The 23,347-nt window shown below is 32.9% G+C and carries 14 protein-coding genes and 1 tRNA gene; 2 read left to right on the forward strand and 13 right to left on the reverse strand.

All coding sequences use genetic code 11. From position 1 onward, the window contains the following. Nucleotides 1–46 precede the first annotated feature (46 nt). Nucleotides 47–2,686, reverse strand: a complete 2,640-nt coding sequence (locus HPY57_03055) for a DUF4623 domain-containing protein (protein ID NPV10748.1) — start codon at nt 2,684–2,686, stop codon at nt 47–49. Between the two features lie 192 nt (nt 2,687–2,878). On the opposite strand from HPY57_03055, the gene HPY57_03060 reads away from it, so the two are divergent. Beyond that, nucleotides 2,879–3,361, forward strand: a complete 483-nt coding sequence (locus tag HPY57_03060; GenBank protein ID NPV10749.1) for a dCMP deaminase — start codon at nt 2,879–2,881, stop codon at nt 3,359–3,361. Between the two features lie 23 nt (nt 3,362–3,384). On the opposite strand, the gene HPY57_03065 is transcribed toward HPY57_03060, so the two are convergent. The 8 genes from HPY57_03065 to HPY57_03100 form a co-directional block, all read right to left on the reverse strand. After that, nucleotides 3,385–4,254 carry a hypothetical protein gene (locus tag HPY57_03065; protein ID NPV10750.1) on the reverse strand — a complete coding sequence of 290 codons (870 nt, stop codon included), beginning with the start codon at nt 4,252–4,254 and terminating at the stop codon, nt 3,385–3,387. Between the two features lie 10 nt (nt 4,255–4,264). After that, nucleotides 4,265–7,360 (reverse strand): biopolymer transporter Tol, encoded by a 3,096-nt coding sequence (locus HPY57_03070; GenBank protein ID NPV10751.1) that lies wholly within the window; start codon nt 7,358–7,360, stop codon nt 4,265–4,267. A gap of 56 nt (nt 7,361–7,416) precedes the next feature. Then, complete coding sequence (locus HPY57_03075) at nt 7,417–10,461, reverse strand: T9SS type A sorting domain-containing protein (protein NPV10752.1); 3,045 nt, start codon at nt 10,459–10,461, stop codon at nt 7,417–7,419. Between the two features lie 242 nt (nt 10,462–10,703). Next, on the reverse strand, nt 10,704–11,900 hold the full coding sequence (gene porV, locus HPY57_03080; GenBank protein ID NPV10753.1) for a type IX secretion system outer membrane channel protein PorV: 1,197 nt from the start codon (nt 11,898–11,900) through the stop codon (nt 10,704–10,706). 18 nt (nt 11,901–11,918) lie between these two features. After that, nucleotides 11,919–15,983, reverse strand: coding sequence for a type IX secretion system sortase PorU (gene porU, locus HPY57_03085; GenBank protein NPV10754.1), 4,065 nt, complete (start codon nt 15,981–15,983; stop codon nt 11,919–11,921). 96 nt (nt 15,984–16,079) lie between these two features. Continuing rightward, nucleotides 16,080–16,631 (reverse strand): HDIG domain-containing protein, encoded by a 552-nt coding sequence (locus HPY57_03090; GenBank protein ID NPV10755.1) that lies wholly within the window; start codon nt 16,629–16,631, stop codon nt 16,080–16,082. Beyond that, nucleotides 16,628–17,287, reverse strand: coding sequence for an endonuclease III (nth, locus tag HPY57_03095; GenBank protein ID NPV10756.1), 660 nt, complete (start codon nt 17,285–17,287; stop codon nt 16,628–16,630). Before nth ends, HPY57_03090 begins: the two co-directional genes overlap by 4 nt. A gap of 47 nt (nt 17,288–17,334) precedes the next feature. After that, nucleotides 17,335–17,408, reverse strand: a tRNA-Glu gene (locus HPY57_03100). A gap of 241 nt (nt 17,409–17,649) precedes the next feature. Here HPY57_03100 and HPY57_03105 point away from each other — a divergent pair. Beyond that, a complete protein-coding gene (locus HPY57_03105; GenBank protein NPV10757.1) occupies nt 17,650–18,309 on the forward strand; it encodes an adenylate kinase in 660 nt (219 codons plus the stop codon). On the opposite strand, the gene HPY57_03110 is transcribed toward HPY57_03105, so the two are convergent. From HPY57_03110 to HPY57_03125, 4 genes are read right to left on the reverse strand one after another with little or no spacing between them, the layout of a single operon-like run. Continuing rightward, nucleotides 18,296–18,967, reverse strand: coding sequence for an ATP-binding cassette domain-containing protein (locus HPY57_03110; protein NPV10758.1), 672 nt, complete (start codon nt 18,965–18,967; stop codon nt 18,296–18,298). The two genes, HPY57_03105 and HPY57_03110, sit on opposite strands and share 14 nt — an antisense overlap. Then, the gene (gene pdxA / locus HPY57_03115) at nt 18,964–19,908 is read right to left on the reverse strand and encodes a 4-hydroxythreonine-4-phosphate dehydrogenase PdxA (GenBank protein NPV10759.1); all 945 of its coding nucleotides are present in this window, start codon (nt 19,906–19,908) and stop codon (nt 18,964–18,966) included. The genes HPY57_03110 and pdxA overlap by 4 nt, the downstream gene beginning before the upstream one ends. Continuing rightward, complete coding sequence (locus HPY57_03120; GenBank protein NPV10760.1) at nt 19,905–21,107, reverse strand: GWxTD domain-containing protein; 1,203 nt, start codon at nt 21,105–21,107, stop codon at nt 19,905–19,907. Before HPY57_03120 ends, pdxA begins: the two co-directional genes overlap by 4 nt. Next, nucleotides 21,104–23,347 (reverse strand): T9SS type A sorting domain-containing protein, encoded by a 2,244-nt coding sequence (locus HPY57_03125; protein NPV10761.1) that lies wholly within the window; start codon nt 23,345–23,347, stop codon nt 21,104–21,106. The genes HPY57_03120 and HPY57_03125 overlap by 4 nt, the downstream gene beginning before the upstream one ends.

The raw sequence follows: 23,347 nt of genomic DNA on the forward strand, positions 1-23,347 counted from the left end.
CAATCCAGTTCTTCTTCGATCTCTTCAGTTCTTCACTAAAATTAAGCTACTTTAATAGAACAAGTTTTTTTGTCAATATTTTTTCATCAGATACAAGTTGATAAAAATATATTCCTGAGGTTAGATGTTGTGGAAAATGATTCGAGTTCAATTCAATCTCATAATTGCCGGGATTTTTTGTTTCATTTATTAACTCAGAAATTTTTCTACCAAGACAGTCATATAGATTAATTTTTACATTAGTTTGTTTTGGAATGCTATATCGAATTTTTGTAATTGAATTAAATGGATTGGGAAAATTCTGGCTCAAGTAAAAATTTTCCAGAAAAAGTTTTTCATCTTCAACCGAAGTAGTTGTATCGATTGTAATTTGATATGCACCAATTCCATTATTTGTTGAAAGTACATAAATAATAAAAACTCCCCTTCCGTAATATCGCACTGCTACATCTCCACTTAAACCAATGTTATTGGCATTATCACCGAGTGTTGGAGTTGTTTCATATGTGGTTGCATTTGCAATTCCATTTGTTATATCTAATATCCTCGCATTTTCATTAAATACACCGTATTGATATGTGACTAAAAATTTTTTACCGAATTTTTCAAAATATCTTATTGCATTGCTCTGCGTTGCAACCAAACCAGTCGGACAGGTTCCGAGTATTGAACCTGTTGGAGAATAATATTTCGGTAAGATACTTGTTGCATTAACAAAAAAATTTGAATTACCTTTTCCTATCGGTGCGACAGATGGATTGGTTCCATAATTCGTTACATCAGAAAGCACAATCTCTTGAGGAGTTTGATTAAATGAACCATTGCTCATTGTCCATTTCAAAATTCTATTTGAATTAGCTGCTGCGGCATAAATAACTGCTGAATTATCCGACCAACTGCCTACGACAGTAATTTTATCACCTAGACGATAAGCATTGGCAGAATACTCAATTATGACTTGCGGCGCTGAATTTTCATCATCCCATTTATAAATTTTAAATGGAGAAGTAGATGCGCTTGTAGTGAGATTTGCAGCAATAATTTTTCCATCATCGGTTACTTCAACATCATTGAGTGTGAATGTTCCACCAGTGACTCCATTAATATTCAAACTGCCCACAACATCGCCAGTCTGTGCATCCAGGATTAAAACATTTGGTCTTGATACTACATAAAGTCGATGATTATTATTTGTAAATCCATATGCCAAACCTCGTTCTGTGCTTGCTGTTGGAGATAACCAGGACGGCATATTATTACCTGCATCGGAAAAACTCCAGGTCGGAATTCTTTCGCCGGTAACAGTCACTGAAATTGTATCTGCAAGATTTTTAATTCTTCCAATTATAATTCCAGTACCTACCTGCAATGGGTAGAAAAATCCAAGTGAATCGATATAACCATTCAAGCCTTGAATTTCCCAATTGACTTCAGATGGTAAGACATCAATTTCGTATCCCCATATATCTTTTCCATAGATTTCAATTTTTTTCGATTGAGTGGAGTCAATAAAAATTTGTCGGGGCCAGAGATAAAAGCTATCAATAACTTCACTTGCATAAATTTCGCTTATTGCAAGAAGTGCATTTGCAACAGATCTTTCTCCCGCAGCATCACTAGGTGAATTGACCACTCTATTTCTCACAACCATTGTAGTCGATCCTCCGCCATCTAAGTTTACAGCATTATAACAACCAATTGATTTCATATAATTTGCAAGCTCAGGTAAAGACATTCCAACACTAAAGCCTGGCTGACGCCCATCAACTGTTACGAAAAATAATTTTGTTGAGTCTTGATTAAATCCAACTGCGGTTCTCGGATGCACAGCAGTCTGAAGTCCATCAGGAATTACACCATTAATTACAAGTGTTGGTCCGCCACCTGTCATTGTAAAGATGTTTCCCCTAAATGGATTTGTACTGAAAAGAATTGTTATTGTATCGTTGACAAGAATTGTGGAATCTAAAAATGCTTTTGCTGTTCCATTTCCAGATAAAACATATTCATCTGCTGAATAAGTCATATTCCCAATACCAACATTTTTAGCTCTTACTACAAATTTGATTGAGTCGCCAATAACAAGCGGAGTTAATCTTTTCAACCTAACCTCAGTCACAGAGTTGTTTGTTTTAGTCGAAGTTCCAAAATATTTATTGAAAATTACCAGCGAATTTGATCTAACGGTATCGTTAAGACTTGAAATTGACCTCACATAACCTTGCTTTGTTTTAATGATTGCTGAAAAACCGAGATCATCGATAATCATTCTCTTTGAAGTATCAACCGCAAAAGATGGCCTCTGGCTAATTCTGCCAAAAGTGTACTCGTTATTATTTATCATTGAACCGATTAAAAAAGTGTAAGGATTGTACGGATCACTGATACCAAAGAAATCGGCATTGACGGCACCAATTACAACATGACCACTTCTGCTGCTTCTTTTAGCCATCGATGAAGTCTTTTCGAAACCAGTTCCAAGAACATCCTTTGCCAGTACAGTTTCAATTTTATTTTTTGGATGAGTAATATCTATCTCTAAAATTTTAATGTTGTATGGTCCAACTGAAGTTTTATAAACCGAATGATATTTAATTCCCGGTCCAACCATCACAGCTGTGGAATCATCTGCATAAATTTTTATGAAGAGAGAGAGAAGAATTAAGTAGAGTAATTTTATTTTCATAGTCACCTCGTTGTTTTTACAAAAATAAATTTTAAGGAATGAACTGAAAATCATTTTTCTTTTATTTATTTGTTAAATGCAAAGCATCTTAAAAACTAAATTGATGGGCTATGTCGATTATTCTAAGTTATTTTTTAATTCACAATTTCAAATTAAATTTCGAAATAAGTTGAACAAATTTGTGAGACAAAAATGGAACACAAAAAAAGACCAAGCTGGGATGAATATTTCCTTAAACTTGCAATGCTGGCTTCGGAACGATCAACTTGTCCAAGAATGCATGTAGGCTGTGTTTTAGTAAAAGATAAATATGTTTTAGCAACAGGATACAATGGTTCTTTGCCTGGTCTTCCACATTGCGATGATGTCGGTTGTTTAATTGTTGATAATCACTGCGTTAGAACAAATCATGCTGAGATAAATGCATTGGTGCAAGCATCTTTGCACGGAGTAAGCGTAAAAGGTGCAACTGCTTATGTGACAAATATGCCCTGTACAACTTGTGCGAAAGCTTTGATTGCTGCGGGAATTGTTCGAGTTGTCGTCTTTTCAGATTATCACGATTCTCTTGGGGTTCAATTTTTTAAAGATGCGGGTGTCCAAATTGATAAACTACCAATGCCTGAAAAGATCATTCACTACGATTTGGAAAGTTATACTTCAGCCAGAAAATGAATAACAAAATCTCTTAGTTTCAATTAAAAGTTTAATCGAAGATTCAACTGTGGATAATACTCAACAAAGTAATTAGACTGAATTTTTTCAAGGCTCATATCAAGTTTTATTTTAGAATTGTACTTATTGGCTGAAATGATTGCATCTACCATACTAATGATGTGATTTGTAATTGTGACTATCAAAGCTTTGTCTGCATAGTTGTAATAATCATTGGCTTTGCCTCTTAAACCTGAGTAGTAAATGAACTTCCCCTGAGTATCATAATAATATTCACCTGCAATTGTGTATTGTCCTCTTGCAAATTTTGAATCATCCCAGCCCTGACTGTATTGAGGATACTTACCGATCATCTCATAATATTGTTGATGTCCATGCGGATATAAAGTATGGGAAAATTCCCTGATTGATCTTTCAGCTGTGTTAAGTTCATCCCAATTTACTCTTTGCCAGGGTTTTAAGTTGACATCTGGACTGATATGAATATTCGCTGTGCCGCCAAGAGCACTTGCCCATTGATTTAACCATTCAGCATAACGAACTACGCTCCAGTATTCATCAGCATAATTCTGGAAAAAGATCGTCTGATCATCACCTTTTTTAGTGTAATGATAATTTAGATAAAGAGATACACCTTCAACGGCAACAAATAAAATTGCTTTCAAATAATCTCCAGTATAAATCTCACCTGCACCGGGAATTAAAGCAGATAAAGCACCAGCAAGAATTGGAGATTTCTGATTACTTATATTATTCAATTGAGCTGAAGATTGATTTTCTTTCTGTAAATTAATCTTAAAATCAGTCTGGAGATTACCTGTCCTGAAATTATCATCAATTGCAAAAAGATTTAAGGATAGAACAAAGATTAACGATGCGATTAATTTTTTCATAATTTTAACCTCATAATTCAAAACCGAATAAAATTCCAAAGTAAACTAAAAGTTCTTTTCCGTATTTGATTGTTTCCTTTGTAAAAATGTTTTCTCTTTTGAATTCATCAAAACCATAAGCAAGATTGACAAATAAGCTTGTGGGAAACATATAAAAAGAATTCATCTGAACTCTTAATTCTGCACCTACACCTTTTTTGAAGTTTTTCAATTTTACAGCTTTTGACTGCCAAGCATTACCAAAATCGAAATAAATTGAACCATAAATTTTATCGACATAAAGATTATAAATCCTCTTATCAATATCTTCAAAAATTGGGAAACGATAATTAACATTGAGATGAAAAATTTCATTTCCGCTAATTGCATAAAAAGGATAACTCTTCATTCCAATTAAGCCGCCCAGATAAAAATCGAAGAAACTATCCGTTTCGGGTCCGAGTGTTGTTCCTGCTCGCGTTTTGAAAGTTAAAGAATGTTTTCCAGCTGGAAGTTTAAATGCCTGCATCAGGTTCAATTCAATTCTTGAGTATTTTGTTTTACCATATCTTGTCAGCAGAGCACCTTCATTTTCATCATAATAAGTTTCTGGATTAAAGTCGTTTGTTGAATACTCAAAATTAAGATTGACTTTGGTTCCATATGGATTAATGTCATTGTCTTTTTTCAAAAGAATATTTTCAAAGTTATAAGTCAAATTAAAAGTCCATCCTCGCAAATAAATTTCAAATGTAGCAGGATAAAGAATTCCACCAGGCAGCAGAAAAGAACTAAGGTCTGCTGAGTAGCGGCTGTAAATTGTTTTAAATTGAAGTGTATGATTTTTTGAAAACAAGTAATGCTTTGCAGATAAATCAACTTCAAACAGATTATAAGTTACAGTGACAGGAGTTTTATATGCATAATTAATTGTCCCATCCGCTAAGGTATCGGGAGATAGACCTAGAAAATTTTCTGCTTTTCTGGAAACACTATAAACTTCGAGATTTAATTCTGGTTTTAATCCAAGTTGAAAGAAGATTGGAACTCGATCACGATATTCCAAGCCAAAGTATAAATCCCGCTCAAATCTTGAATTGATTGCAATGCTTCCAAACATTCCAGTTCGATTTAATATATCTGATGAATAGAAATAAAATCCCGGTTTGATCAGTTCAAATCCTTTTGCAGAGCGACTGTAATTATCATATCTAAGGAATGGAATGAAAGAAAGCTTTGTGAAATTTGCAGAGTATTTTTTCACTTTAAAATCAGGGATCTGTGTATCATCAAAGTTCTTGAGTTTTTCCCAGTCAAAATTGCCATTCACTTTTTTGCTCTGATCAATCGGGAACAATTTGTAATTGTATTCAGGAATATAATCGAAGTTCAGTGTATCAAATCTATCAACGAAAAATATTTTATAACCAGTCGAAGTATAACCAGCATAAGCAATCTCTCCTTTGAAGTTGCAGGCAGGCATAAATGCACCGCCAACTACATTTGTAATTTGTCTTTTACTTCCAGTGTTTAAGTTATAAACGAAAAGATTAAAAATACCTTTTTTATCAGTTGAGTATATTATTTCATCTTCATTAACAAATACAGGATTTCTTTCATCAATATTTTTTTCATTAATAAGAAAATCGATGTTTCCATCCAGATCACAAATTGCAATATCTCTGCTTTCATTAAGTGAATAATCAAAAACAATTTTTTTACCATTGGGTGAAAATTTTGGATTATAAACCTGCTCTCCGTTTTTAAAGAAAGTCAACTGCCTTTGATTTTTCCCTTCAATATCAATTAAAAACAAATTCAGCGTTCCATCTTTCTGGGAAACATAAACTATCGTTTTCCCATCTGGGGAAAGGGAAGGATTATTTGCTCTTAAACCGTAAGTTAAACGCTTCTCTTTCTTTTTCTCGAGATCATAGATGTAGAGGTCATGTATCTTTACAAGATTTTTGTTTTTTTCAGTGAGCTTGGAATAAATGATTTTATTCCCATCAGGAGTTAGAGCAAATGTCGAGCGAACTCCAGATTGAACAAGCTCAGATTTTTTGGTTTTGAAATCATAGACATAAAGTGAGGTTAAAAAATAATCTTCGTTTTTATTTGAAAGATAGTAGAGTTTAGAACCATCGGGACTGAATACTGGATAAAAATTACCAAATCCTTCTGGTTCGATTAATTGACCAGTGAATAAATTTCCCCTTATGATTTCGGTATTTTTAGTATAATAATCTTTTAAAAATTCTTTCCATTCGTTGTATAGTTGTTCTCCAGAAATATTCAGAACTTTCTTAATAGCCTCATCAATTGTGAAGGATAATTTATCTTTTAGTCGATTATTAATTTCAATTAATTTTTTCTCTCCGTAGCGATAAGCGATGTAACTGACAAGTGCAAAACCTGAATTGTAAACAGATTCATTTCCAAGGCTTGTCTTTTCAAAAACTGTCATTTGATTCCAGGTTAACATATTTCCATCAAGCACATAGGATCTTAAAATCATATCTCGATGAGAGTCCCAATAATCGTATTGAAATTCGTTTCTCATATATTGTGCAGTTCCTTCAGCAAACCACTGAGGCACATTTATCGATGGAATTGGATAAGATACGATTACATTCGGAAAACCATAAAGAACATCGGGTCTTCTTTCTCTTTCATAGTTCAAAACCTGTAAATAAAATGCTGGTACTCTGCGATTTAACTTCATTGCTGCTTGAAGTTGAACCATATGAGTAAATTCATGGGAAATTACATTTCGTAACCAGTGATGTGTCCCTCTTAAATCTGTATCAAGAGGCGGTGCCCAGATTTCAATCTTGTTGTCAAAAAAATATGTCGCTCCATTGGAATAATCATCAATGTCTTTAATTACAAAGTGAACACGTTCGGGTTTATAACCATAAAAAGAAGTTATGGGCTCGTAAATTTCTTCAGCAATTTTTGCAATTACTTTTGCGGTTCTTTCGGCACCTTCATGGAAATGAACAGAAAAATGTTTGGTTTCAATTGTGTACCAATTCACTTCTGGATAATACTCATTAAATTGAGCATTGGTTGAGTATGCACTTAGAACTAAAAAAATAAGAGTTACAAAAAAGTTATTTTTCATTTTAAGATTAATGATAAGTTTTGGTTAAAAGATTAATCTTCGTTAAGATTGATTTACTATTTAACAACAGCAACTTTAATGATCTTATAATCACTTTTACTTTGTGATTTTGCTTCGATACGAGCGAAATAAATTCCGCTTTGAATATTTGCAACATTCCATTTGATATCGGTTTCAATTCCAGCTAAGGCATAAGAATTTATTTCATCAACAAATTCTCCATTCAAATCATAAATCTTTATTTTAATCTTTGCATCTTCTGAAACATAAACTCTGAAATTTGTTTCGTTATCATAAACTGGGTTAGGCCAATTATAAACTTTAGACTTCGGCAGAAATTCATCTCTGTAAAATGCACCCGCTGGAATTTCAGATACATTATGATGATACAAATTGTTTGAATTCAAAGTCCATTTAATAATTTTAGGTTCATCAGCAATTTGTACCAGTTGAACAAAACCACTATCATTTCCTGTCAAATAAAATGTTTTGTTGAAATTATAAATAAGACTTGAACCACTTGACAGATAACCAATTGAATAAGTGATTAATGCATCCATTAAATTTTCGGAAGGCTTTTTCCCATTATAACAGATTAATCTACCATCTTCTGTTGAAACCAGAATATCGTTAACACCATCATTATTGTAATCAATTAAATTCAAATTGCCAATGAATTTTGTCCCGAAAGGCGGATAGATTGGAAAATTTTCAGCCACAGCGCCAGATTTGTTGAAAGCTAAAATTTTGTCTTTTGTGTTTACAAAAATGTAATTCGTTTCATCTGGTTTTAGATTTCCAGCAGCTATTGTAAAGCTTGAATCAGTCAAGTCAATTTTGAAATGAGCGATTATCCCTTTTTCATTTAATGTCTCAACAAAACCAGACTTATCAAAAATAACAGCAATCTCTTTATCAGCTGGAGTTTGAGCAAGTGAATTATCCCAGATTAAAACCATTTCAACCAGATCATTAAGCGAGTGTTCAACTTTAGTATTGCCAAAGTAAACATACTTAGAAGTCAGAGTAATAGTTCTATAACCATTATATGCTGACTTAATTGCTTTGTCAGTTACAATTAATCCAGTTGGAGCAAAAGTATTTTGTGGAGATTTAAATAGATATTGCTCGCCATTCTCCCTAAGAATTTCAATCACGAAATTTGATAGTAATTGCGATACTGGGTAGGTAATTAAATTTTTTACATTGTTTGTAAACGGAAGTTTAAATTGTTCTACCCATATTGTATCCGAAGAGATATAAACCAAACTAAGCAAAAGTTCGTTTGATGAATTCGATTCGACAAAAGAGTAAATATTTATTCCATTCAAAAAATTGATAAAAAGTATGTTAGTTTGAACTGAATTGGAAAAAATCTGTTTAGATTTTGATAAGAGATCGTAACTAAAAAATTCATTGCCAGATTTAATAAAAATTTTGTTCGTATCAATTTCATTTCTATGTATAAATTCAGTTCTGAGAGATTGAGCAATTCGTTCGTTGACAATTGGTTTTATTTTCTCGTTACCAAAACTTACACTAAAAGTCATTTGATTATTTAGTTCGGAGAAGTTGTAAATTTTAATATAAGTCGGTGTTCCATTGTTTGATAGAGTTCTCGGCTTAGTTTCATCTGAAAATTCATTCTTATAAAATTTTGATGGATTATTCTTGAACCAGAAATCAACTGAATCGCCTTCGCCAACAACTACATCACCGAAAATAGTAGTGAACTCATTACCTATATCCTGAATTCCATCGGCTTCAATTAATTTGATTCCTCGCAATTTCGGATTTGCATTTATCGAATTATCAGCGAAATTTTCAGCTATGATTTTTTCATCAATATGCCAGATCAAAATTCCATTACCTGGAGTTGCCCAATCAAATTCATCAACATCAATCACTACTCCGTCTACTGTATCAACATAGTAAGAACTAAAATTTCTAAAATCTTTGAAGAAATTATACTCAACAAGATTAACCCCGATCTGAGATTTGATTTTTATTCCATCATTTAAAACATCTTTCTGACGATTTTCAATTAAGTAATACTCTCTTGAATTGATTGGAATTTTGTAAACTGTTTTTGAATTATTAACTGATGCCAGGCGAGCAAAAACTTCTAAATCCAAAGTATCCTTTGAAATTTCAATTGGTTCAACTAAACCAAGAAAATATTTTTCCCAGGCTGATGGCTCTGGTGGGAAAAGTCCTGCATACGCAAACATTGCCTGACCATCCATCAAGCCAAAACGACCAATAGCCGTTTTACCAGTTTTAGTATCAAACAAATCTGGAAGTCCAAGAAAGCTGCCAAAACTTGCAGCAAGCAATCCATTAATGCTCAATTCAAGCAAAGCTTTGCCAGTTAAAGTTTGAATTTCCCGACTTTCAGTCTCGGGTAAAATCATAGAGTTTAGAACATATTTAGGTGGATTGCCAATTTTTACACCTTGATAATTTGCACCAAAGAAATTCTTCAATGTAGTTGGACTTAAGTAAACAGATGGAATATCTTTTTCAAGTCCGAATGTCTCTGGTATTACAATATCTCTTCCCACTCCAGCGTGAAAAATTGTAAAGACATCGTACTTGGTAAAATCCTGATCTGGATAAAGTGAATCGACTTTTCGCCAGACATCTTCGAATAATATTCCCAATCGTGATAGATCATTCGATTTCGGTGGTGAATAATAACTCATTACATTTGGAAGCGTAACAATTCTATCTAATACTTCATACTGAATTATAATTTTACCATCAGAGATTTTTTGATAGTAATTTTTTAAGAACTCAAGGTGTGATTTGAAATAATTTCTATCATGTGGCAGCGGATCAATTATACTTTTTCCGTAATCCTTTGAATAATGGGAACCAAATTTTCCATTCCCGTAAGTCGCTGCATCTTGATCAACTGCAAAATCAACCATCACAGCAAGCAAACGAAAAGTATCAACCGATGTCGTTCGGTAAATTTGACTTTCACTCGCACTAAACGGATTTAAATTATGTGGTAATCTCAATTCAATTTTAGCAGATTGAGCAAAAAGAATTGTCGATAAAGTCAAAAACAGGATTAAAAATTTTTCAAGTTTCATTTTTGATTATGTATTTAAAGTTATTTTCAAGATAATGTTTAATATCTTAGATTGAGTTCTTCAGAATTTTGGACAAAAGAATTTGATTAATAAAAAAGTCAGGTTTTCTCAACCAGAAGCTCTCTTAATTAAAAAATTCAGAAAGCTTTTGGTGGAGATTAATTCAACCTGACGATAATTTTATCATTCAAATCGTTTCCCAATTTAGTCTCTTCACAAATTCAATTACTTAAAGGTCAGTTTTATTTTTTATCAGAATACGGACCTGATGGGAAACCTTTTGTCTGAACAGGTTTAGCACCCCAGGCAATTGAGAGTGTAAATCTTAATGTTTCATTAAGCGGATGATTTTCCTGACCTTTGAACATTGAAGTTGTGATATAAGAAAAATCAAATCCATACATATCATATCTTACACCTGCACCAAGAGAAACAAATTTTCTATTTCCATAAGCAGGATCTTCGTAAAAGAATCCCGCTCTTGCTGCAAACATAAAATCACCTGGCATTCCATACCAATACTCAAGTCCCATTGATGTAACAATCTGTCTCAATTCTTCCTTAAATGGTTCATCAGTCCATGATGTAATCAATGATTTTGGCAAACCATCTGGTGGAATATCCTGGCCTGTTATTGGATCTTTTTTCCTTTTATGAACCAGCAGTTTGCTGAAATCAAGTGTGTAAGTAAAGGAGTTATAATCAATGTCGAGCAATTTTAAGGCAATTCCCATTCGTAAGTTAGTTGGGATTGGATCGGCTTGAGCTTGATCAATGTAATAAATCTTTGGACCAAGATTGCTCAAATTCATTCCGAAACTAAATCTCCTGCTAAAATCACCAATCAATGGGAGATAAAGATTTTGTGGACGATAAAGCATTGCAATATCAAAGCTAACAGTAGTTGCAACTCCTTTACCTTGTTCAAGCTCAGTTCCTTTATCTGCAAGTCTGCTGTGAATTAATCTGAAATTTCCACCAATACCGAGAGATGGATTAAGCTTTGTTGCATATCCGACTGTTAAGGCAGCATCAAAAGACTTAAATGTTCCAATTGGATCTGGTGATTGTGATGATGTTCTAACAAATTCACCAAAGTTCATATAAGTGATGCTTGTAAAGAGATGCCCATTTAGAGATGGGAAATATTGTCTGTAAGTAGCGTATTCGTAGAATAAATCGAGATTAAATTGTGGAAGCCAGTTTGAATGAGTAAAACTAACTTCACTTCCATCAAGGAAAGCAATCCCAGCAGGATTCCAGAAAACTGCATTAGCATTATCAGCCAATGCAACACCAGATTCACCTATTCCACCAGCTCTTGAGTCAGGAGCAAGTAAAAGAAATGGAACTGCTGCCTCTCCCTGAGCCTTTGCAATTTGACTTGTGCTTAAAATCACAAGAACAAAGAATGCGATTAATATTCGAACTGTTTTCATTTGTTATGTTCCTCCGAGTTATCTCATTATTGCTAATTTACCTAAGGCTTCGCTGCTTTTTGTATTGTCGAGCGAATTAATGATTATTTTATACAAATATACGCCATTACCGAGATAGTCTCCTTCAGCATCTTTACCATCCCAGTAAACTTTTACAAACTTTTCTAAGACATTTTGTTTTTCAATTTTATGAATAAGCCTGCCGCTTACTGAATAAATTTTGATCGTTACATTAACAGGTTGATCATAACTATGCTGGAATGTGAAATATGTCGAATTATTTACTGGATTCGGATAGTTGTAAACATTTTTAATTATGAGTTGATTATCACCAACGACTTCAAAAAACATTTCTGTTTCATTTTTGTTGTTGAAAACATCCCAAGCTGAAACTCTAATTTTATTCTTCCCAAGAGGTAAATCACTCAAACGATAGCGAACTTCACCTTTCTGATTTCCAGCATCCAGATCACCCTGAAAATATTCATTTAATTTAATTGAATTGGTTTCGTTATCATTAATTACAGCTTCAATATTATGACCAATGCCTAAGCCAGTTGTGTTGATGCCTGTCTCATCTTCAAGTTTAACAATTAGTAATGGCGACCGAGAAACTAAAGTCGCTCCAAATGAAAGATCATTATCAAAATAAATTTTAATATCAGGACCTTTTACATCAGTAATAGTAACGCTGTCAGCAGATACAACTTTGATATTTTCAGTGTAAGCAATACCATCTGTACTGTTATTAAAGAAATACACAGAGACTTTTCCATTATTGCCTTCATAAGAAAGATCTTTTGGTACAACAAATTCAGTTCTAAAAATTCCATTCTTTATTGAAACTCTACCTTTATAAATTATTCCACCAGATAATTCTATGCCCTTCCCTGGACCTGTCCAGCCTGGCCATTCTGGCACTTCTTGATATCTCTTTGAATCATAAACAGTAACAAGAGCTTCGCCATTGAAATTTGAATTAATGGTTCCATCTGAATTTCTGATAGTCCCCGTGATCGAGGCTCTATTCAAAGCCTTAATCTCTACAATACCTGATGTAGAAGAATTGTTAATTGAATCAACTAAACCGAGATCGCTCGGTGCAAGCAAATAGAGGCTGGGATCACCAAATAGATTATATTTTTGATCGTTATCAGAAACTTTAAATCGCTTAACTTGAAAATATGCTTCACCAATTGAAGGTTGAGTTGAGTTTGTTCTGCGATACGAAAACAAAGCTTGGAAAAGAGCGTAATTGATAGCTGCATTCTCGCTCGACCATACAGCTCGAGATGCAGTAAATCCTGATATGATTCCACCGTCAGCTTTTGTCAGAAGTAGTTCCATCGAACTCTGATTGGCGGGTTTATCATAATCACCAAAATCGCAGGTTGCCGCCGAAAGGAACGGAAGTCTGTTTGCATTTTTTAATTGTGGAACTGTCACAGTTTTTTCAAATACATATTCGTGAGTCCAGACTTCTGGATTTCCATGCCCAATGAAATTAATTACAAGAGTTCCATCATTAAAAGTATTTATAATTTCTCGATTGACATCAGGCTTTCTTCTTCCTCCAGCTGTTTCCACAGTTGGATATTGAATCAAATATATTTTCTTTGTTTCAAATGCTGGAGGAATAGTTTCTTTGGCAAGAATTTCTGATTGATTGGTGTGTATATGTCCATCATCACCTTTTGTAGTTTTACCATCATCAGCAACTAAGGTTATTAAATTTCTCCAAAGACCAAAATCCTTATTATTCTCATAGCGAATTATTTTATCAACAGCAGCTTTTGCTTCTTCAATTGACTGGATATGAATTCTTCCAACAGCTATATCAACAAATAAATCATTGCCTACAACTCTGCCGAAGAAATCATCTGTTGGATAACTATAAAGCAAGAATAAGCTTTCTTCCGTCTCATAAACTGGAATAAAGTTTTTACCATAACCTTCTATGTTTCTGTAATCATAATTTCCATCACCAAAAAGCAAAACATATTTTGGTTTGATTGTCCAGAATGTATAAGCATGTTTGATAAAATTTCTTATTGCTGAGACATCGAGTAATCCACCACTGAATTCGTTGTAAATCTCTTCGACATTGACAACGACTGTTGACAATGGTTTCTTCGATCTTGATTCTTTGTGAGACTTCAATCGGTTTGCTTCAGCTAAAAATTCTTTTGGTGAAATTATGATTAATTCTCCGCCTGGATTAATTCCCCTTAAATTTTGATTTGCTATTTTAATTATTTCAGATGGAAGTAGATAACCATTTTGACCAACAGCAAAATATTTTGAAGGAGAATTTCCATCCTCAATTGCTCTAAACTTTATCTGCATCCCGCTTATTTCTGCATTTGAAATCAACTTGACATCGTTAAATTTTGAAACATCAAAAACTTTTATATCACTATTGGAAAAATTGCTCACCAAATATTCATAAACTCCAGACTTCAGCGGTGAGAAGAAACTTATCCTATCACTTTCAGCTGATAAGTATCTTGGATAAAGAATTTCAAAATAATCAATATAACCTGAAGAGATTGCATCAGTTACATTATATGTTAACTTTAAGACACTCCTTGAGTCAGACAAATTTGATGAGTGTGTGAAAACACCAAAATTTGAGTAAGCATAAAGTCCAATACCATCTGCAAGATTTACTGGGTTCATTGAAATTGAACCGATTCTATCGTTCCCTTCATCAACAAAAAATGTTGTGACTCTATCGGATCTTGCAACTACACCTATTCGATAGGTAATAGTTTTATCAGGTACCAATCCAGGCAATCGATTTACATAAACCCTTGATTTAGTTCTATCATTAAATTCATCACCAAACCATCTTCTGCCTGTCCCGGCAAGATTTTTTTTGAATTCACGATACAGAATATAACCCGTAGTTGTTGTTACGATAGAGTCAGGATTATTAGAAACCGAAACTTTACTCGACATTCGTTTACCAATTGCATTGCCGAATGTCAACCACACATAATTCACATCACTATAATAATGAAAGTAATGCCCAATCGTTTTTGAACTTGATTTATATTCCCAGCCTTTGACTGATGGTGCGTAGAAAATTATGTAATCGGATGGATCAAATTTTCCATCTTCTTCACCAACAACTAAAATTGCATTTTCAATCAAATCAACATTTAAATAATCTTCAGGATTTTCACTTAAAGTTTTTCCACCATTTCCAAAAATTTGAATTGTTCTTGGATCAACATTCGCTAAATCAATTCCTTTTGATTTAAGAAAATTATAATCGAGTTTATAAATACCCTCTTCTGTAATTTTAATTCTATACCAATTACCATTACTCAATCTGCTATTTGTGACTTTCTGCATCGAAAAGTCTTTTGAATGATAAACCCAGTTCTTCGCCTGATTTTCATTAATTATCCCTCGATAAACAATATCATCATTATCGCGGATTTTGAATGAAACTATAGGTGTTCCGAAATTAATCTGGATCTTAATTTTCTTATAAATTCTTACTGTATTGGAACCAATCTGTTGATAAGGATAAACTCTGAGATTTCCAACAATTAAATCACGAACGATCCCAATTTCTCCCCATTTTACTAACTCAAATTCCTGGCTTTTAATATTTTCAGAAATTAAGTCAGAATATTCTGGGATTAAAATTCCATTTTCTCTAATTAATGTCGGAACAGGTTTTAGAGTTACTCCCTGTATATCTTCGAATTCAACATCTAAAATTGTAAAAGTATTTCCAGCCATTGAAGGCAGGGCAATTGGAATATTTTTATATCGATAATCTGGTGAACCAACATTAATAAACTCAGGAGCTGATGCATCTTCGAAAAGTGGTAGTATTCTGTTTAAATCATCACGATAATGATTTTCAGAGAGATATTTGGGTATAAACTCGAAAGTTAATCCCTTATCTGTCGAAAAGATTAAATTAAGATCCTGAGCATTGATGAAGCTCGCATAAAAAATAAATGAAATAAAAATTGCAAAGAATTTTTTCATAATAAAAAACCGAGTGTTTATTTGTGAATAAATACTCGGTAAACCTATATAGATTCCTTTACAATTTTTCATTTTGTTCTCCTTAGTAAATTAAATTGTAAAGAAATCTATATAGTCAACTCCTTCTTTTTGTTGCAAATATAACTGATATAAAAAACACTTGTCAAGTTAAAGTCCAAGTAAATCTTTTCTTTTTTTCATAGCCTCAATACAAAAGGCAATATGTTCTTCGAGTGGAACTCCAAGTTCTTCAGCACCTTTATAAATATCTTCTCTGCTAACATTCCTTGCGAAGGCTTTGTCTTTTAATTTTTTAGTGACCGATTTAACTTCAACCTCATCAATAGTTTTGTTTGGTCTTACATAAGTTACGGCTGTAATAAATCCGGCTAATTCATCACAGGCAAAAAGTGTTTTTGCAAGCAGTGTATCCCTTTCAACATTAGTGTAAGATGCATGGCCAAGAATTGCTTTAATAATTTTTTCATCAACACCTTTTTGTCTTAAAATTTCACTTCCTTTTAATGGATGATCAGGTGCATTTGGATACATTTCGTAATCAAAGTCATGTAAAATTCCCGTCACACTATATTCATTCACATCTTCACCAAATTTTTCTGCATATGCTATCATACAGGACTCAACAGCAAAAGCATGTTTTCTTAAAGCATCGCTTTTTGTGTATTCGAAAAGTAGTTGAACTGCTTCTTCTCTTGTCATTTCGATTTCCGTTTATTTGTTTTGAATGCAGAAGGACAGATGTCGTTCAAAAAACAGATCTCACATTTTGGTTTTTTAGCCTGGCAAATTAATCTTCCGTGAGTTGCAATTCTATGACAGGTTACAACCCATTCATTTTCAGGAATTATTTTTTTTAATTGTTCTTCTATCTTATCTGGATTTTCTTCTTTAACGAAATGAAAAATATTTGATAATCTTTTTACATGTGTATCTACTGCAATTGCAGGAATGCCGAAGGCATTACCAAGAACTACGGATGCAGTTTTTCTACCAATGCCAGGTATTTGTGTTAACTCATCAATATTTGTTGGAATTTTACCTTTATATTTTTCCACTAAGACCTGACAGCAAGCTTTAATTGCTTTTGCCTTTTGTTTATAAAATCCTGTGGAAAAAATATCTTTTTCAAGTTCCTCATTTGATACTCTTAAATAATCTTCGGGCTTTTTATATTTTTTGAAAAGAGTTTCGGTAACAATATTAACTCGATCATCAGTGCATTGAGCGCTAAGAATAGTTGCAATTAGGAGTTCAAAAGGGGTTTTAAATTTGAGTTTTATTTTAGCATCGGGGTAATGTTTTCTGAAGCGGTCTAAAATTTCTTTGTTTCTTTTTTCGTCGAAATATGAGCTCATTTAAAAGAAAGAAGTTTAAAGATTAACGAGTAACTCTTTGAATTTAGTAGCGCGTGCGGGATTCGAACCCGCGATCTCCGCCTTGAGAGGGCGGCGTCCTAAACCACTAGACGAACGCGCCAATATCAAAATTTTGTGATGCAATTTAGAAAAAAGATTAATTAAAATTAAGTGGTCAGATCAAATGATCAAATTTTAATTATTGTTGAAAATAAGGGAAGCATCTTTTATTGGTTATTTATCTCGTTATTATAATCACGACTTCATCATTACATATATTCTCAAATAATCATTAAAAACTCAAAAAGATATATCTCATCCTTTTTTTATATTGCAAAAAAAGTTTTATTAATGGAGTAAATATGCACTTAATTCTTTTTGGTCCACCTGGAGCAGGGAAAGGAACACAGGCTAAAATTTTATCAGAAAAATTTAAAATTCCTCACATCTCAACTGGTGATATGCTTCGTGATGCTGTTGCAAACCAAACAGAATTGGGACTAAAAGCTAAATCTATAATGGAAGCCGGGCAGCTTGTTCCAGATGAAATAATGATTGGAATTGTAAAGGAAACTCTAACCTCAATTAAGTGCAAAAATGGTTTTATCTTAGATGGCTTTCCAAGAACTGTCGATCAAGCAAAAGCTCTTGATAAACTTTTTAAGGAAATGAATATCAATGATGTAGTGATTCTGGATTTTAATATTGATGAAGAAGAAATAATTAAACGAGTTACAAACCGAAGACAATGTAGAAATTGTGGATCTCTTTTCAATCTCCTTTACGATAAATTAGATAATGTTTGTCCAAATTGCGGCGCAGTTGGAACCATTTATCAAAGGGATGATGATAAAGAAGATGTAATCAGAAAACGAATAAAAGTTTATAAAGAATTAACTCTTCCTGTTAAAAATTATTATAAAGAAAACAACGCTTGTTTTATCTCAATTGATGGTTTTGGTGAAATTGAACAAATAACGAATTCAATTTTAGAAAGATTGGAAAAGATTAAAGTTCATTAATTTGAACGGGCAAGAATTTTTCATTTTGAAGTTTTAAGACGCGAGCAGGAAATTTCTTAACAAGCTCATAGTTATGTGTCGCGACCAGAACAGCAGTCCCTCTTGCATTTATATCCCTCAATATTTCCATAATTTGTCTTGAAGTATCCGGATCGAGATTTCCAGTTGGTTCATCTGCAAGAATTAAGATTGGATCATTAATAATGGCGCGAGCAATTACGACTCTTTGCTGTTCCCCTCCAGAAAGTTCTGATGGATATGAATTTCTTCGATGACTTAAACCGACAAGTGATAATGCATTAAAAATTTTTCTCTTCACTTCTCTTTTTGGTGAATTAACAGAATGGAGAACAAAAGCAAGATTTTCTTCGATGGTTCTATCGTTCAGTAAACGAAAATCCTGAAAAATAATACCAAGTTTTCGCCTTAACATTGGAATATATCTTTCTTTCATAAAGAGCGAATTAAATTCGCCAATGGCAACTGCACCTTTCTTAGGTTTTAAATCCATGTAAATTAATTTTAATACTGTAGTTTTGCCTGAGCCACTTGGTCCAATTAAATACAAAAACTCGCCAGTATCCATTAGAAAAGAAGCACCATTTAAGATTGTATGACCATTATAATCAAAATAAACATCCTCGAAAGAAAGAATCATTTTATCTTATTCCTTGTCTTAAAGATTTTAATTGCGAACTTAATTGCCTCGAGCATACTTCGATGGTCAGCAAGATTTTTGCCGGCAAGATTGAAAGCAGTTCCATGGTCTGGGCTAGTTCTTATGATTGGCAATCCAGCAGTAAAATTAACACCATTATTAAAATTCAATAATTTAAACGGGATCAAAACTTGATCATGATACATTCCAAAGACGCAATCATAATTTTTGTATTCTTTTCTGCCAAAGAATCCATCGGATGAAAATGGTCCATAAATTCCGAATTTATTTCCACTTAATTTTATAATTGCCGGTTCAATTATTTGAGTTTCTTCAGTTCCGATTAAATCAGACTCACCTGCATGTGGATTTAAACCAAGCACAGCAATTTTGGGACTTCTTATATTGAAATCCTGGATCAGAGTTTTTCTTACAATTGAAATTTTGTTTTCGAGAAGTTCAAGATTTAAGACTCTTGGGACATCTTTTATTGGAATGTGAATGGTTGCAAGTCCTGCATAAAAAGAATTAGATAAAAACATCATTACAAAATTTTTTGTTTTGAAATGACTCGCATAAATCTCCGTATGTCCCGGAAAATTTGAGCCTGCTTTTGATATTGCTTCTTTTGAAATCGGAGCGGTTACAACAACATCGATAATTTTTTCATCCCACAATTTTAGACTTTCGTAAATCGCTTTCAAAGAAAGCTTGCCAGACATTACCGTGGGTGAGCCTAAATTCTGTGAATATTTCCCCAAATCAACAAATTCAATATTTGAATAGTCTTCTAACTTTAATTTAGAGATCAAATTGAGAAAAATATTTTTTGGTCCAATGAGATAAAATTTATAATCCCCTCGAAGATTTTTAATTGCTTTAATTGTAATCTCAGGACCAATTCCGTTAATATCCCCGCAGGTTATTCCTATTTTAATCATTGTTGTAAAATGTAATTTCCGTTTTTGTTTTCATCAAAGAATGTAAACTTTAAATTACGATTTGAATTATAAGTCCAGATTTCTAAAGCTCTGCCGTCTTTTGAAAAATTTCTTTCGATTGAATCTGGTTTACCATAGATAATGTAAATTTTCCCTCGATCTGTTAAAGCACCATCGGGCTGCGATACTGACTTAAATTCAAACGATGCATAATCAGCTCGTCTGTAAAATTCAGCCAGTAGTTCATTAAATGGAGTATTTGGTGTAGGATCGAATTTCTTCCAGATTGAATAAAACTTTCTGACTCTATCCTTGCCGTCAAGTAATTCCTTTTCAATATTATCATTTTCAAATAAATACTTCATTATCCTGAAAGCTTTTTCAGGATTTTTTAAATATTCTGGTTTTCCAATCCATCGAACAAAAATCTTTTTTGATTTTGTTGCCTGTGAGTTTTTTAAATCATATTCACCTTCTATTAGATCGAGGGTATCAATTGGAAAAATTGAATAACGATATCCTGTATTTATTTTTTCTGAGATCTTATAATCAACATAATTATCTTTTATTTCTATTTCTGAAAAGTCGTCTGTATCAGGCAATACAAGTACGTATTTATCTGATCCGAAAGGAATAAAATTGTAAAATCTATTTTTTATTTCATCCGAATTCAGCAAATCAAGATCACTTCCTTTAATGAAGACAGGTTCAAAATTTGAAGATTCACTTAAATCAAGGCTAAAGTTCTTATTGGCAATTTCTTTATTTCTAATTTCATCAAATAGAATTAAAGTAGCTTTAAATTTTTTATTTGGGACATTGAGCGAAAAATTACTTGTATAATAAATTTCTTTTGAAATTGTTTGATTGAAATCTGTGCTTTTTATTACGACTTCATCAATGTTTCTAATTGGACTCAAAAGATCAGAGGCTGACAATTCCAGAATAACCTTCACCTGAGCTTTGAAGGTATCTCCCAAAGCTTTTTCAAACAACAGAAAATCATATCTAATTTTATAATTAAGTATCAAATTATTGTCAAATTGAACTGGATTTATCCAAACAGAATAAAAAAATCTTTCATCGAAATCTCTATTTTCAAATCTTTCAGAACCAGCTGCAAACCTTTCTATTTTTTGGGCAGATAACGAATCAATTACAAAAAATAAAATGATGGCGAGCAATCTGAATATTTTCATTTTATCAAAACCGCTTTAATGAATTTATTATCAGCATTTGATTTTAAATTAATGTAATAAATACCAGAACTCAAATTAGATGCATCCCAATCAATTTCATGCAAACCCGAGGTAAAATTTTTATTTTCTATTGTCTCAACTAGTCTTCCAATTAAATCATAAACTTGAATTGTTATATTGGCATTTTCTTTAAGGTAAAATCTAATTTTTGTTCTTGAATTAAAAGGATTTGGAAAGTTTTGAAAGAGATGAAAATCTTTCTCTTGAATTTTTATTTCTTCTACAGAAGTTGTAAAACCAAAATAATTTAGAACTGCAGTCATTAAATTTCTTCTATTTTGTTCTCCTATAATTGTCTCAAACGGGAAACCAATATAGACGAGATTACAAACTTTTATGCCTTGAGGAACTAAGCCTTTATAACCAATTCCTGCTATTTTATTATTTGCATATCTCAATAAAACTTGACTTCCATTGATTGTGTCAATTGCATCTGGATAATCTTCATTATATGGTGATCCATAAGAAACTAGTCCATAATTGAAATTCAATCCAGCAAAGACAGAATTTGAATCACCATAAACTGTCAAACTACCTGAATTATCAGTTACATAATTCGCCCTTAGATAATTTGTATAAAAATCACGATCCGAAGTTGAACCATTTTCAAATAAATCGTAACCGATTTCGGAACCTGTAACAAAAAGTTTTCCACCATTCCTCAAGTAATTTTTGATAATATTCTGTTCATTTGAATTAAAGGTCTCATCAGCAATTGACTCATCGCCAGTGAACCAGATAACTGCATCGTATTTCATTAAATCGATTAAACCACTTTCAACAGTTTTAGCTGACGCAGTCTCGAAATCTGAATCGAAACTTGAACCATAGTAAAAAGCAAAATCGTGGTAAGGTTGTTTATAACTTCCCGATGTTCTTGTAAATCCATCGACGATCAAAATTTTTGGTCTTCCTGAGTTTATTCTAATTCCATAAACATCACTTTGAATTCCTACATTTGCGTTTGGAGAGTTGTCAACTGGATTAATTTTAAAGTAGATGGCTTTATTCATCGTATAGTCGTAAGTTCGTGAAGTCATTACAGCAGTTATGACATTTTCATTTTCTCTTAAAGTCCAGCTTGAGTTATTAAAAGAAAAATAAATTCTATGTCCTTTCAAATCAGGAGTTGGATTTTCTTCCCACTCAAGGGTGATTTTGTTAGTCGTGTCAGAAACGATTGCTTTTAAGTTTGTTTGAGAAGGTGGAATCAAATCAACGCTAGTTTTATAAATAGGAATATAAACAGTATCAGCATTACCTCGAGTATCATAAGTATAAACCATTACGATATAATTACCATCAGGTAGTAGATCTGCATCCCAATAATTATTTAATATTCTACGAGTTTGATGGACATCATCAGCTCCGTTTCCATTTGTAATGATGTAAACATGATTTGATGTAGTTGCCTCTGGCTGATAATAATTATAATTCACATAATCATTTAATGGTTTTACATAATAACGATAACGAAGCGAATTACTTGGTGGATTGTAAACTACGGTTTGTGTATCTGCCGATAAAATTTTATAACCAATTGCATAACTTCCATTGTTTGTTCCAGAACCAGAACCGCTCCAATTTGCTTCTTGAATATGAACAATAATGTCAACCTTACCACCAATATAATTTGGCGAAAGCTGTGTTGAAGTTCCATCAACAAAAAATCTAACACTTCGAATTGATGGTTTCCAGATATCGATAAGAGGTGTTAATCCACCATCGGGACGAATTGGATTTACTTCAACTGAAGTATTGCCAAGATAATATTCAATGAGATGAACATGATCTATTGCTATTGTTGAGATAACATCACCAACATTTACAGTTTGTCCAACAGACTTAACTGGATTTGTGTGATAGTAAGTTATGTCTTTGTTTTTACCATCAATTACACTTCTTACTCGAATATAATTATCATAACCTGTCGGATCACCTGAATAAGCAGTGATTACTGTTCCTGGCAAAACAGCTAAAACCGGAGTTCCTGCTGGTGCAGGAATATCAACAGCATTGTGATAGTGACCGGAAGCTGAAGTGCTTCGGTATTCACAGAATGTTCCTGAAATTAATTTTGATTGATTTGTTGGAGAAAGAGGCCAGGGGTAAGTAGTTAAATCCTGACCAAAAATTAAACTATTCAGAGTTATAAAGAGTAGTAAAGTTTTGACTTTCAA

Source organism: Ignavibacteria bacterium (genome assembly GCA_013177855.1).
Classification (GTDB): domain Bacteria; phylum Bacteroidota; class Ignavibacteria; order Ch128b; family Ch128b; genus Ch128b.